Below are 13,052 nucleotides of genomic sequence, written 5' to 3'. Positions count from 1 at the left end.
ACTATGGCGTAAGCCGCAGGTCCATTTTTTTCTTCCCTTGTTCTCAGGAGATACAATGACAACCCGCGCGGGGCATGATGCCAAACTGGTCATCGCCATTTTGCTTGTAACCATGGCCATGGGCATGCTGGACGCCATTTCTCTGCTGCATCTCAAGATTTTTGCAGGCTACATGACCGCCACCATTATTCTGATGGCTGTCAACATCGCTACTTCCCAGGCCATTGTGCTGTCGGGGCTTGAGGCAATTGGTTTTTACTTTCTGGGTGCTATGGTCGGGGGGCGGCTTGTGCGCCGCCAGCGCAGCATACGAGCGACCGTAGGCGATATTCTGCTTGGCGTAGGCGCAATGGTTGGCATTGCCGCATGGATCTGGTCGACCAATATTCCGGGCGACATTTACGTAACCCTCGCCCTGTTGTCCTGCGCCATGGGATTGCAGACATCAGCCACACGGCACGCCAAACTGCCCGACATGGTTCTGCCCGCCGCAACCATGGTGCTGCATGGGCTGGCCCACAACAGCTCTGCCGCCGGGGGGAGCAGTTCAGGCACCCTGCGCCGCGTGGCTGCCATTTTCAGCCTGTTTGCGGGGGCAGCCATTGGCACGCTGGTTTCCAGCAGGAGTGTCTCGCTTGGTATTGCGCTGGCGGGGGGCACCATTGTTGTTGCAGGCGGCCTGCTGCTCCTGCGCAAACACCCACTGGCCTTCCATCTGGACCGGATGAGCATCCCCTGATGCATTGGCTGTAAGCGGACCTGAACATACAAACAAAAAAGGCCCGCCAGAATCTGGCGGGCCTTTTTTGATACGTGAGGCGTTACAAAAAATCAGGCCTGCCGCTTATTCTGCGCCGCAAAATACGAGGCCATGGCATAACAGACAACCGAGGTGCCCAATGTGGCCAGCGCGGTCATGCGCTCTGCGGGGTTGATCAGCATGGCAACAAACACCAGCACCACACCCACAAGGGTTGCGTAATTGCACAGCGGAAAAAGGAACAGCGTGTAGTTGTCTTTTTCCGTCCCGTTGCGGCGGGCTGCAAAGCGGGTTGTGATGTAGGCCGTTACAATCAGGCTATAAATCAGCAGGATAACCCCACCACTACAGCTCAGCAGAAACGCAAAAATGGTCTGCGGCGCCAGAATGGACGAGAACGCCACCAGCGTACCCGCCACGCTGCTGACCGTAATGGCCATGCGAGGGGCCGCACTGGCCGAGCGACGGGTCAGAAAGGCAGGGGCATCCCCCTGTGTGGCCAGTTCGGTCAACACGCGTGAAGTAATGTACATCGCGGAGTTAAGGCACGACAGAATGGCGCTCAGCACCACAATGCGCATCATCATACCCGCACCGGGAATACCCATTGTGTCCATGGCCGTGACAAACGGAGAGCGACCAGCAACAATGCTGCTCCACGGCACCACAAGCAGGATCATGGCAACGGAGGCCAGATAGAACAGGGTTACACGTGTACCAAGGCTACGCGTAACCCGCGCCACGTTTTTGTCTGGCTCGGGGGATTCCCCGGCAGCTACCGTTGCAATTTCCGACCCCATCATGGTGAACAGAATGGTGGGAATGATGGACAGAACAGCCACAATGCCATGCGGCATCAGCCCACCATGGCCGATCAGGTTGTGCCACACGGGTACACCGGGGCCAAACACATGCACCACATACAGCGCGCCAATGGCCACAAACGCCAGAATGCTGAAAACCTTGATGGCAGAAAGCCAGAACTCGCACTCGCCAAACACGCGCGGGGCGGCAAAATTGACCAGCTTAAGCAGCACAATCAACCCAATGGACAAAACCCATATAGGCAGGTGAATCCAGTCCTGTAGCAGAATTGCACCGGCTATTGCCTCACTGCCCAGCACCACAACCCAGAAAAACCAGTACAGCCAGCCCGAGGTAAAGCCCAGCCTGTCCCCATGTGCTGCACGGATATATTCCACAAATGACCCACGGCCGGGGTCCGCCACCACCATTTCGCCCAGCATGCGCATGACCAGAATAACCAGCAGCCCTACCAGCAAAAAAGCCAGCAGAACTGCGGGCCCTGTGGCCTGAATGGCAGCTCCGCTCCCCACAAACAGCCCTGCGCCAATTGTCCCGCCCAGTGCGATCATCGCGATGTGTCGGCTACGCAGACCTGTCGCGGGTTTAACAACAGACTTGGTATTCGGCTCGGCCATGGAGAGGTCCTTTATTCTTGTTGGCTTGGTGCGTTCATAACTCAAGAGGAACAAACTGGGAAATGTCCCTTAAAAATGCTTGTAAAAATAAGCCTCGATCACCCCGGCATGGCGGCTGATATTTGGCATGGGCTGGTCCCCCGGCACCCCGGCCTTGGACAGCGCCCGACCGGCAGGCCCGGCAAAAGCTGCCCCCCCGGCAAGGGCTGCGGATGTGTTTTCATCCAGCGTGTATTCAACCGAGGCATCCAGCTCGTCCGAGACATGGCGGCCAGTGTTCTTCAGCCCCATGCCAGAGGCATGGATAAGGGACAGGTCATAAAAATGCAGCCCCAGCTTGAGCGAATCCTTAGGGCGGAACAGATGCACAGGGGGAATGACCGTCAGATCAATCTGGTGGTCCTCAAGGTCTGACAGGGGGGCAAGGTACATGCCCACAATTTCGCCCGGCCAGTAACCGCCATAGGTGTAGCGTTTGCCATCGTACAGAAAGAACGTGTCATAGTTATGCTTGACGCCGCCTTCGGCATTGCTGCCACCACCAAAGCGGGTGTACCGGTAGAAAAGATGTGGCGCCCACGGCAGTGTGGAAAACGTGTACCCCGGCTCAAAATACATACCAAAAGCCGAAACACCCGTGTACCCATTGCCCGGATGGCTATTCTGTTCCGAGACAAAATTGCCATAGAACGTAAAGTTCTTGGAAATACCCAAAGCCTTGACCGGCAGCAGCGTACCGCCCCAGCTCAGGGCGGCCACATTCATGCCGTCACGGTCCGCGCGGGTTGAATAGTTATAATGGGCCGATGTATCGGCGTCGCGTACATGAAAATAGGTGAGCGTCACATAGGCAGCACGGTCGGCATAAACAGAAGCGCCATGCCCGCCCGATTTATTGACAAACCATGTTACGTCAAACCCGACAAAGCTGGTTTTGGGCCGGTCGTAACCACGGTCAATGCTGTTGTCCGCATTGCTTTCGAGCATAAACACATCCGCACGGACGGGGTCCCCCTCCAGCTTGATGACACCGGGACCAGAAAAGGCAAAACGTGGTGCGTACCACCATGCCCCACGCTCCCCGGCGCTATACGTGCCTTTACCAATCAGGAAGCCGTCATCCACTGCAAACGCCTGCCGTCCGCCCTGTACGGTGAGCACCTGATGCCCTCCCACCAGACTGACCGGCACCCGAACACCGGCATAAGCCTCCTCCAGATACACTGAACGCGGCGTGCCAGATGTTTGCGAGACCTGCTGCGCATCCCCATCCCCAAGGGTCGTCGCCCCGATTGCCGAGGCGCTGCCGATTACGTCAAACCCCCATCCGGTCTGCCACTCCCCCTTGAGCATGGGCTTGGCATACAACTCGCCATAGGTGGTGTTTGCGTGCCGCGTGTACCCACCCGATGGATGAGCGGTATAGGACCCACCCCCAAAGTTGGTGTTGGGAAGATGAAAAGCAGCGCCGCCAATATCCAGCCCACTCTGAATCTTGACCCCACTGACGGAGATAAGAGTCTGCTCCGCCCTAGCGGGCAGAACCTCCCCTGCTGTGCCCAGCAACAAGGAGCAGACCCCAAACCTGAATGCGCCAGTAACCCGGCCCCCGACATGGGCAGACCAACGCTCCCCCACCCTACGCCCCGGCGCGGGACGCTGCATCCGGCGTATGGGGTTACAGAACAGTCCATTATGATTTTTGGTTTTTTTTAGCAGACCATTCACGCTCAGAAGCACTCCCCTCCAAAATAAGCTATAGAGCCTGCGCTCCCCACTGTAGGGATGGAGCAATTATTTATAATAATTGCATTATATTATAATATGTTCAAGGTTATATAACGAAAAATATGCCTACCATGCTTTTATGTATTCTTTAAATTATATTGCTATACAGACAAGTAATTATTGAATTTTATATCATTTCTTTTCCGTTCTCGACTGAAAAACAGATTAAATGTACCGAGATCGAAATAATATATACGGCAACAAATTGCACCCTTTTGGGCATGTGCCGCCAACCATGCCCAAACGGATACATTGCACGCATGTGCTCCGCATTTTTATTACGGTTGCAGCAAAGAACCCGGAGCAAATGGCAACAAAATATACATGCGGCACGCCAGAGCAGCGCAGCAGAAGCATGAATGGCCATAAGGGGGAAAAGCGCATGGAGCGGATGAGGGGAATCGAACCCCCGTATGCAGCTTGGGAAGCTGCCGTTCTACCATTGAACTACATCCGCATAGCGCGTGGGCGGCTTATAGCGTGCCCCCGCCCGACGTGCAATGCCTTACCGGCAGGGCTGGCAATTATTCCGCCTCCACATCCGGGCCAACCAGATCGGAAATATGGCCAAGCTCCCGCAGACTCATGCCCTCAGGGGGGCGTGAGCGCGCGTTGCCACGTGCTATGCGGCGCGGCAGAACGGCCTGCGTAAAGCCAAGCTTGGCAGCCTCCTTGAGCCGCGCATCCGCCTGTGCAACCTGCCGGACCTCGCCCGACAGACCCACTTCGCCAAAATACACCTCGCCGGGGCTGGTCGGCACCCCGGTGGCCGCAGAAACCAAAGCCGCCGCCACCGCCAGATCAGCCGCAGGCTCGGCCACTTTAAGCCCACCCGCCACATTCAGATACACATCCATGCCAGAGAGCTTGACCCCGCACCGGGTCTCCAGCACCGCCAGCAACATGGCCAGCCGTCCTGTATCCCACCCCACCACAGCCCGGCGGGGCGCGCCATCTCCCCCTTTGGGGGCCAGCAGCGCCTGCACTTCCAGCAAAACGGGGCGTGTCCCCTCCAGCCCTGCAAATACGGCAGAGCCCGCTATGTTGCCCCGCCGCTCCGCCAAAAACAGGGCGGAAGGGTTGCTCACCTCCTCCAGCCCACGGTCTGTCATGGCAAACACCCCAATTTCGTCCGTGGCGCCATAACGATTTTTGGCAGCCCGCAGAATACGGAACTGGTGCCCCCGATCCCCTTCAAAATACATGACCGCATCCACCATGTGCTCCAGCACACGCGGGCCAGCCAGTGCGCCCTCCTTGGTCACATGCCCGACCAGAATAAGGCTGAAGCCCCGCCGCTTGGCAGCCCGGATCAGCTCAAACGCGCAGGCCCGCACCTGCGAGACCGTGCCGGGCGCACTATCCACCGTCTCAAGCCACATGGTCTGGATGGAATCGATCACAACAACTTTTACGTCTGGTTCGGCCTCCAGCGTTGCCACAATATCCGCAACATTAATGGAGGCTGCCAGATCAAGGCTGTTCTCCACCACACCCAGCCGCATGGCGCGCAGCCGAATCTGGTCCACCGCCTCTTCGCCTGAAATATAGAGAACCCGCTCCCCCTTGCCCGCCAGCCTGCTGGCTGCCTGTAACAGCAGGGTGGATTTGCCAATGCCGGGGTCCCCCCCCACCAGCACCACCGAGGCTGGCACCAGCCCCCCACCCAGCACGCGGTCCAGCTCTGCAATGCCTGTTCCCGTGCGTGGTGGCAGTTCCACCTTGCCCCCCAGCCCATGCAACTGCACCCGCCGCCCCTTGCCTGCGCGGGTTGTGGCAGAAGACGCGGCCAGGGGTTCTACCGCCATTTCCTCCAGCGTGTTCCATTCCTGGCAGGCATCGCACTGGCCTGCCCATTTGGCATGGGCAGCCCCGCAGGCTCTGCACACATACTGGCGGGAGGTTTTTTTGGCCACGGACATTCCCCTGTTCCTGCCTTGCTCTGGAACCCCATAAATGGAATAAAACAAGAACAAACTCAAGACCCACTCCAGACCACCCCACAGCGCTGGAACACCCCATTAAAGCAGACAGAACAAAACCATGCTTTGACGAACCCGGCCCGAACGGGTTACGGCTCACACCACAGCAGACCCAGACCACACACAACAGGAACAGACAGCCCGAACCCATGGATATGGTGCTTGATCTTGTGGCCCGCACAGGCCGCGCCACACTCTCGCTCATCCGCAGTGCGGGCGCTCTGGCGCTCTTTGCACTTGCCGGGTTGTCCCACATCATGCGGCCACCGTTCTACGGACGTGTGTTCATACGCACGTTTATGGAGACAGGGTTCTTCTCCCTGCCGGTCGTGGCTCTTACGGCCCTGTTTTCGGGTGGGGTCATTGCGTTGCAATCCTATACGGGTTTTGCCCAGTACCATGCCCAAAGCGCTATTGCAGGCATTGTGGTGCTGGCCGTAACCCGCGAACTGGGGCCGGTGCTGGCAGGGCTTATGGTCGCCGGTCGTGTTGGGGCTGCCATGGCGGCACAGATTGGCACCATGCGCGTGACCGACCAGATTGACGCACTGAGCACCCTCTCCACCAACCCCATGAAGTATCTGGTCGCACCGCGCCTGCTGGCGGGCATGATCGCCCTGCCCCTGCTTGTGCTGGTAGCGGACGTACTGGGGGTTGCGGGTGGCTTTACGGTTGCTGTGGTCAAGCTCGGTTTTTCACCCACGGCCTATATTACGGCGACAATGAACTCCGTTAAGGTCATGGACGTCACGGTCGGTCTGGTCAAAGCCGCCCTGTTCGGGTTCCTGATCGCGCTGATGGGCTGCTATTACGGCTACAACAGCAAAGGCGGGGCCGAGGGCGTAGGCTCGGCCACCACATCGGCCGTGGTGGTGGCCTCCATTCTGCTGCTTGCCTTTGACTACCTGATTACAGACCTGTTTTTCTCACAATGAGTGCCGCAGCCATGGACCAGAGCATGACCAGTGCTCCCCCCAAAATCCGCATCCGCGACCTGCACAAATCCTTCGGGGATAAAAAGGTGCTCGACGGCATTTCGCTTGATGTGCCCAAGGGAACGTCGTTTGTCATTATTGGCGGTTCGGGCTCGGGCAAATCCGTCCTGCTACGCTGTATTCTGGGATTGATGACCCCGGATTCGGGCTCTATCGAAATTGATGGCGAGGATGTTCTGGCAGCCTCTGCCAGACGGCGTGACCAACTCCGCAGCGAAATTGGTATGCTGTTCCAGAACGGCGCGCTGTTTGACAGCCTGCCAGTCTGGGAAAACGTGACCTTTGGCCTGCTTGCACTCAACAAGCTGACCCGTACTACAGCGCGCGCCAAGGCTGGGGCCATTCTGGAGCAGGTGGGGCTGGCCCCATCCGTGGGGGACCTGTTCCCCTCCGAGCTTTCAGGCGGTATGCAAAAGCGCGTGGGGCTTGCCCGCGCCATTGCCGCCCAGCCCAACATCCTGTTTTTTGATGAACCCACAACCGGGCTGGACCCGATTATGGGGGCCGTGATTGATGGGCTGATTGTGGACTGCGTTAAAAAACTGGGCTCTACGGCCATAGCCATTACGCACGACATGGCCTCCGCACAGCGGATCGGGGATGAGGCCGCCATGCTCTACAAAGGCAGGCTGGTCTGGCAGGGTGCTGCCGCATCGCTGATGCACAGCGGGAACGATTACGTGGACCAGTTTACCCATGGCCGCCGCGAAGGCCCGATTACCATGGAATTAAGGCGTTAAAGGCCGCAATATCCCTAATTTTCTTGCCCGCAACAAACACGGATGAGATAGAAACACGATGATCCATACTGTGGAGAAAAACACACAATGAAACGTGCGGTTCTGCTGCTGACATGCGCACTTGGGCTTTCCGCCTGCGGAATGTTCCACCACCCGCCGCGCCACCTGACCAAACCCGCACAGTGGGAGCCTCTGGGCTACCATGACCACCTGAGCAGCAACGAAAACTAGCACCCCTACTGGGGCAATATATGCGCAAAACCCCCGGCATTGCTGCTGCGTTCAACCGGCAATGCCAACTCCTGCGCCGCATTTTAAAGACCGATAAACTTTTCCGACAGTATAGCGGCATGGTATAAAGCACTCTGGCTTTACGCCACGGTGGCACGCAACCCGTGACCCACCATAACCGTATTAAGCTGTTGTATTCCCTCCCACGGCGCAAGGTTGCCTGATGCTTCGTATGCCTGCTCGCGTATTATTTGTGCTCTCGCTCTTTTTCTTTTCCACTCCCCTGCTGGCAGAGCCGGGCACGGCACAGACCACGGAGCAGCCCAGAGCGGCCCTGAATGCAGGCAACGTCTCCTCCCCGCTGATTATCAGCGCGCAGGATATTGTCTCTGACAAAACACTGGATGACATCGGGGCAGAAATACGCTCCATCTACAAAAGTGGTGTGGCTGAACATGCCGGGCAGAGCGCTATTGACCTGAGCACACTGCTCCAGCGCGCAGCGGCCGTTTCCACCCGGACTGACAAGCTCATGGCGCGCATCAAGCCTTATCAGGATGTGTACCAGAGCTTTGTGGACATTCTGGGCAAGCCCCCCACCAAGGACGATCCACCCGAAGTTGCCTCCATTACCGAACAGCGCGAAAGCCTGAACAGGCGGCAAAAAGATATTTCCGCCCGCATGACACGGCTGAAGCTTTATCAGGTGGAAGCACAGCAACTGGTTAACGAACTGCGCCAGCATGACAGCGCAATCCAGCAGGCAACGCTGTGGCAGCAGTTGCCCTCCCCACTGGGGATCAACTTCTGGTCCCAGTTCATTCAGGCCGTACCGCAAGATGGCCGCAGACTGCACGCTCTTGGGGCGGAAACACTGGCCATGCTGGCCGTCGCCATGACTGGCAAGCGCATTTTTATCACATTCGCCGGTCTATGTGGCTCCGTGCTGCTGCTGGTCGGGTGGCTGTGTGCGCGCAAACCCATCCGCCTGCTGACAACCCGCTTTTTGCCGCAGGGGCGCATACGCCCCATTGCTGCAACAGTCGTGTGTGGGCTTGTGAGTGTGCTGGCCTGCGCCATTTCGTTTCAGGTTTTTTGGAACACGCTGGCTTTTGACAACCCCGCCGTGGGGGATGATCTGGACCAGCTTGCCAGCATGGTGGCAACACAGGCCCCCCTGTGCGGGCTGGTGCTGGAGCTTGGGTTCTGTTTTCTCAGCCGCCACGCGGAATGGCGCATTTTTACCATGTCGGACGATCTGGCGCGCAACCTGCGCCTGTTCCCATCATGGTTGGCCATTGCCATGATCGTGCGTGGAATCCTGCGTTATGTGGATACGCAGAGCGGCCTCTCCCTGCTGAGTGTGCAGTTGATGGATGGACTTTACACTCTGGCGGTCAGCCCGCTGCTGTTTGCCATCCCGCGCAAGCTGCGCCTGACTGCAGCACAGGATGAGGATGCGGAACAGACCGGCACCGAGCAGACGCCCCCTCTTGCACAGTTCCTGCGCAGTCTGGCCATGGGCATTTCCATTATCTGCTGGATTGCGGTTCTGACGGGTTACATCCCCCTTGCCTACACGCTTATCTCGTGGGTGAGTGTTATGGCCCTGAGCATGACAACGCTTTTGCTGCTGTCCATGCTTGTTACGGCTGCCGGGGGCGCATTATTTGCCTCACGCGCGCCTCTGGGTCGCCATCTGGTGGAGCTGGGGCTGCCACCGCGGCTGATTAACCAGGCCAGTATTCTTATCCCCGGTCTGGTCAATGTTCTTTTGCTGGCAGTGGCGTATGCCGTGGCCACATCGGGTGCTAATTTTGACCCACCCCAGATATGGCAGCAACTCTACTCCCTGTTCCACGGCACGGAGGACAGCAATGCCTCCTCCGTCTCGCTTGACGCCATTTTGCTGTGCATTGCCCTCCCTCTTGTAGGGTATCAGGCGATTAAAATTGTAAAGTCATGGTTCCAGCAAAGGTTTTTCCCCGCAACGTCGCTGGATATCGGGGCGCAGGCCTCCATCCTGAGCATACTGGGTTATGCCGCATGGATCCTGATCGGGCTGGCCATGTTTGCAGCTCTTGGGGTGACACTCAAAAGCATGACATGGGTTGTCAGCGCCCTGTCCGTGGGGATCGGCTTTGGCCTGCAATCCATTGTGCAGAACTTTGTCTCAGGCATTATTCTTATGGCCGAACGCCCCGTATCGGTCGGGGATGTGGTGACCATTGCAGGCGTGACCGGCAAGGTGGAACGCATTAGCGTACGCTCCACGGACATACGGCTCGATGACAAATCGACCATGATTATCCCGAACTCGCAGTTCATTACATCGGCGGTCAAAAACGCAACACGGGCGCAAAAACCCGGTGTTTTTACCGTGGAACTGGACCTGCCCTTTGCCTCGGACCTGAACAAGGCCAGCAGCGTGGTCATTGCCACCTTAAGCGCGTGCGAGGATACAGACCCCGACAGCCCCCCTACCGTGAGCATGACATCGGTTGCCGATGGCTCCGCCGTGCTGACCGGCTCGGCCAAGGCGCGCGATGGGGTGGAAATCAAAACGGCTCGCAGCAGCGCGCTTTTTGCAATCTGGCAGGCGTTTCAGGAAAACGAAATTCCCGTCACCTTCCGCCAGACCGTGCGCGCACCGTAAGCCCCACCCCGGAATACACGTTACTGCTCGTGGATATTGTCCAGATCGGCAAAGCGCGTGTATTCCCCTTCAAAGAACAGGTTGATGGTGCCGGTTGGCCCATGACGCTGCTTTTCCAGAATAAGTTCGGCCTTGTTGTGGACCAGCCCCATCTTGCGCTGCCACTCGTCCATGGCCACTGAGTATTTGTCCATGGAATCGTAGGCTGTTTCCTTGGGCATACGCTGTTGCAGGTAATATTCGTCACGATAGACAAACATGACCGCATCCGCGTCCTGCTCAATGGAGCCTGATTCACGCAAGTCGGAGAGCATGGGCCGCTTGTCCTCACGGCTTTCCACCTGACGTGAAAGCTGGGAAAGGGCAATAACCGGCACTTCCAGTTCCTTGGCAATGGCCTTGAGACCCTGCGTAATCATGGAAATTTCCAGCACGCGGCTTTCTGGGCGCGTGCCGACGGAGGGCCGCATGAGCTGCAGGTAATCCACCACAATCAGGCTCAGACCCTGTGTGCGCTTGAGCCTGCGGCACCGGGTGCGCATGGCCGAGAGCGAGATGGCGGGCGTATCATCAATCAGCAGGGGCAGGCGGGCCAGTTCGTGGCTGACCCTTACAAAGCGGTCAAACTCCTTTTGCCCGATGTCCCCCCGGCGGATCCGCTCGCCCGAGACTTCTGCCTGTTCGGACAAAATACGGGTTGCCAACTGCTCGGCCGACATTTCGAGCGAGAAAATGGCAACAGACCCATTGGGTTTGCCCCCTTTTTCCTCTGCCTCGTCCATAATGGCGCGCGCAGCCGAGAACGCAATTTTGGTAGCCAGCGCCGTTTTGCCCATGGCCGGGCGCCCTGCCAGAATAAGCAGATCGGATGGGTGCAGCCCCCCGGTCTTTTTATCCAGATCCCGCAGCCCCGATGTCAGGCCCGTCACATGCCCTGCACTCTGGAAGGCAAGGGCTGCAACATTCAGCGCTCCGGTCAGCGCTTTGTTAAAGGCGACAAAATCTCCGTCCTTGCCTTTTTCGGTCGCCAGTCTGAACAGGGCTTCTTCCCCCGCTTCAATCTGGTCCGGGCCGGACAGGTCACCTGTCGCGCCAAAGGCGTTGTTAACAACGGTCTCGCCAATATCAATCAACTGGCGGCGGATCCACGCATCATGGATCGCGCGCCCGTAATCCCCTGCGTTGATAATCCCGACCATGGATGTCAGCAGTTTGGCCAGATAGGCCATGCCGCCGACGCTATCGAGCATGCCCGAGTTTTCCAGCTCCGCGCGCATGGTCACCGGGTCGGCCAGCTGGCCGTTTTCCACCCTGCGGGCAATAGCTGCATAAAGCTGGCCATTTACCCGGTTGGCAAAATGCTCACCCGCCAGAAAGTCGGATACGCGGTCATACGCACGGTTGTTGGTCAGCAAGGCCCCAAGCAGGGCCTGTTCGGCCTCAATATTGGCCGGGGGCTGGCGCAGGGTTAAACCCAGCAGGCCATCTTCTTTTGGTTTGTCGGTCTGTGTTGTCATGCTCACATCATGGGCCTGTTACGGGGGCGGGGCTGGCGCATGGCCAGCGTGCAGGCTGGGGCTGCGGTTTAGCTGGCATCAAAAGTCGCTACAAAGTCGGCAAGGCCGGTCTGCCTGCGCGTTAACAGCCGTGCCGCCACCAGAACGGAGCGTGCCTCGGTGACTGCCCTGTCCAGCTCGGTGTTGACAATAACGCTATCAAACTCCTGCCAGTGCGAAATTTCATCACGTGCCGCGGCCATGCGGCGGGCAATTTCGTCCGGGTGGTCGGAACCACGGCCCGTTAGCCGACGTTCAAGTTCTTCAAGGGATGGGGGGAGCACAAACAGGCCGACCACATCATCCGGCAGGGCCTCGCGTATCTGCCTGTGGCCTTGCCAGTCTATGTCGAACACCATGTCATGCCCTGCGGCAAGCGCCTGCTCCACCGGCGCACGGGGCGTGCCATAGCCACGGCCAAACACAATGGCCCACTCCAGCAGCTCGCCCGCCTGCGCCATGGCCTCAAACTGTTCCATGGTCCGAAAATAATAATGCACGCCTTCCTTTTCCCCCGGTCGGGGCTGGCGTGTGGTGACGGAAACAGAATGCTTGAGTTTTGTGTCCGATGCGCGCAGCGCATTGGCAATGGTCGATTTGCCAGCACCCGATGGGGCGGAAATAACAAGGCATACACCCCGCCGTGTTGTGTGCCCCGGATGAGCCTTTCCATTGTGCGCCATGCTGCTCTTTCACACCCTGTCTGTTCAAACTGACGATCTTGCCCCTTCATGCCAGAAGCGGCCATGCTGCGCCACCGCGCTTTATGCCAAAGGAAGGCGGACACCACCATGAAACACGACAGTATTCTTATTACCGGTGCATCCTCGGGCCTGGGGCGCGCACTGGCCCAGACTCTGGCCCGCCCCGGCCGCAGGTTGTGGCTTGGCGGGCGCAAAGCC

At 58.2% G+C, this 13,052-nt stretch carries 10 protein-coding genes, 1 tRNA gene and 1 pseudogene; 6 read left to right on the top strand and 6 right to left on the bottom strand.

Features of this window, described 5'->3' with window-relative positions; all coding sequences use genetic code 11:
- The first annotated feature begins 55 nt into the window (after nucleotides 1-55).
- Nucleotides 56-739 carry a YoaK family protein gene (locus HK26_RS04960; protein ID WP_086638759.1) on the top strand — a complete coding sequence of 228 codons (684 nt, stop codon included), beginning with the start codon at nucleotides 56-58 and terminating at the stop codon, nucleotides 737-739.
- A 92-nt stretch (nucleotides 740-831) separates the two neighbouring features.
- Here HK26_RS04960 and HK26_RS04955 read toward each other — a convergent pair whose 3' ends face one another.
- The 4 genes from HK26_RS04955 to radA all read right to left on the bottom strand — a co-directional run bounded on the left by HK26_RS04955 (nucleotide 832) and on the right by radA (nucleotide 5,906).
- Nucleotides 832-2,202, bottom strand: a complete 1,371-nt coding sequence (locus tag HK26_RS04955; RefSeq protein ID WP_086638758.1) for an amino acid permease — start codon at nucleotides 2,200-2,202, stop codon at nucleotides 832-834.
- 69 nt (nucleotides 2,203-2,271) lie between these two features.
- Nucleotides 2,272-3,930, bottom strand: a complete 1,659-nt coding sequence (locus HK26_RS04950; RefSeq protein ID WP_257640860.1) for a hypothetical protein — start codon at nucleotides 3,928-3,930, stop codon at nucleotides 2,272-2,274.
- Nucleotides 3,931-4,373: 443 nt separating this feature from the next.
- Nucleotides 4,374-4,447: transfer RNA gene (locus HK26_RS04945), tRNA-Gly, on the bottom strand.
- A 67-nt stretch (nucleotides 4,448-4,514) separates the two neighbouring features.
- A complete protein-coding gene (radA, locus tag HK26_RS04940) occupies nucleotides 4,515-5,906 on the bottom strand; it encodes a DNA repair protein RadA (RefSeq protein WP_086638820.1) in 1,392 nt (463 codons plus the stop codon).
- Between the two features lie 215 nt (nucleotides 5,907-6,121).
- Here radA and HK26_RS04935 point away from each other — a divergent pair, with 215 nt between their 5' ends.
- The 4 genes from HK26_RS04935 to HK26_RS04925 all read left to right on the top strand — a co-directional run bounded on the left by HK26_RS04935 (nucleotide 6,122) and on the right by HK26_RS04925 (nucleotide 10,594).
- Nucleotides 6,122-6,907, top strand: coding sequence for an MlaE family ABC transporter permease (locus HK26_RS04935; RefSeq protein ID WP_086638757.1), 786 nt, complete (start codon nucleotides 6,122-6,124; stop codon nucleotides 6,905-6,907).
- A gap of 11 nt (nucleotides 6,908-6,918) precedes the next feature.
- Complete coding sequence (locus HK26_RS04930; RefSeq protein ID WP_180539328.1) at nucleotides 6,919-7,707, top strand: ABC transporter ATP-binding protein; 789 nt, start codon at nucleotides 6,919-6,921, stop codon at nucleotides 7,705-7,707.
- Between the two features lie 87 nt (nucleotides 7,708-7,794).
- A complete protein-coding gene (locus tag HK26_RS13420) occupies nucleotides 7,795-7,938 on the top strand; it encodes a hypothetical protein (protein WP_180539322.1) in 144 nt (47 codons plus the stop codon).
- Between the two features lie 223 nt (nucleotides 7,939-8,161).
- On the top strand, nucleotides 8,162-10,594 hold the full coding sequence (locus HK26_RS04925) for a DUF3772 domain-containing protein (RefSeq protein ID WP_086638756.1): 2,433 nt from the start codon (nucleotides 8,162-8,164) through the stop codon (nucleotides 10,592-10,594).
- 20 nt (nucleotides 10,595-10,614) lie between these two features.
- On the opposite strand, the gene HK26_RS04920 is transcribed toward HK26_RS04925, so the two are convergent.
- The gene (locus HK26_RS04920; RefSeq protein WP_035372199.1) at nucleotides 10,615-12,111 is read right to left on the bottom strand and encodes a replicative DNA helicase; all 1,497 of its coding nucleotides are present in this window, start codon (nucleotides 12,109-12,111) and stop codon (nucleotides 10,615-10,617) included.
- Between the two features lie 68 nt (nucleotides 12,112-12,179).
- Nucleotides 12,180-12,833 carry a guanylate kinase gene (gene gmk, locus HK26_RS04915; RefSeq protein WP_086638755.1) on the bottom strand — a complete coding sequence of 218 codons (654 nt, stop codon included), beginning with the start codon at nucleotides 12,831-12,833 and terminating at the stop codon, nucleotides 12,180-12,182.
- Nucleotides 12,834-12,941: 108 nt separating this feature from the next.
- Here gmk and HK26_RS13850 point away from each other — a divergent pair.
- Nucleotides 12,942-13,052: pseudogene (locus HK26_RS13850) on the top strand (SDR family NAD(P)-dependent oxidoreductase); the annotation flags it as partial.

It is taken from the genome of Acetobacter okinawensis (assembly GCF_002153655.1).
GTDB lineage: Bacteria > Pseudomonadota > Alphaproteobacteria > Acetobacterales > Acetobacteraceae > Acetobacter > Acetobacter okinawensis_A.
The sequence above is the reverse complement of the archived record's forward strand: the minus strand, read 5'-3'. Positions and strand labels throughout refer to the sequence as shown.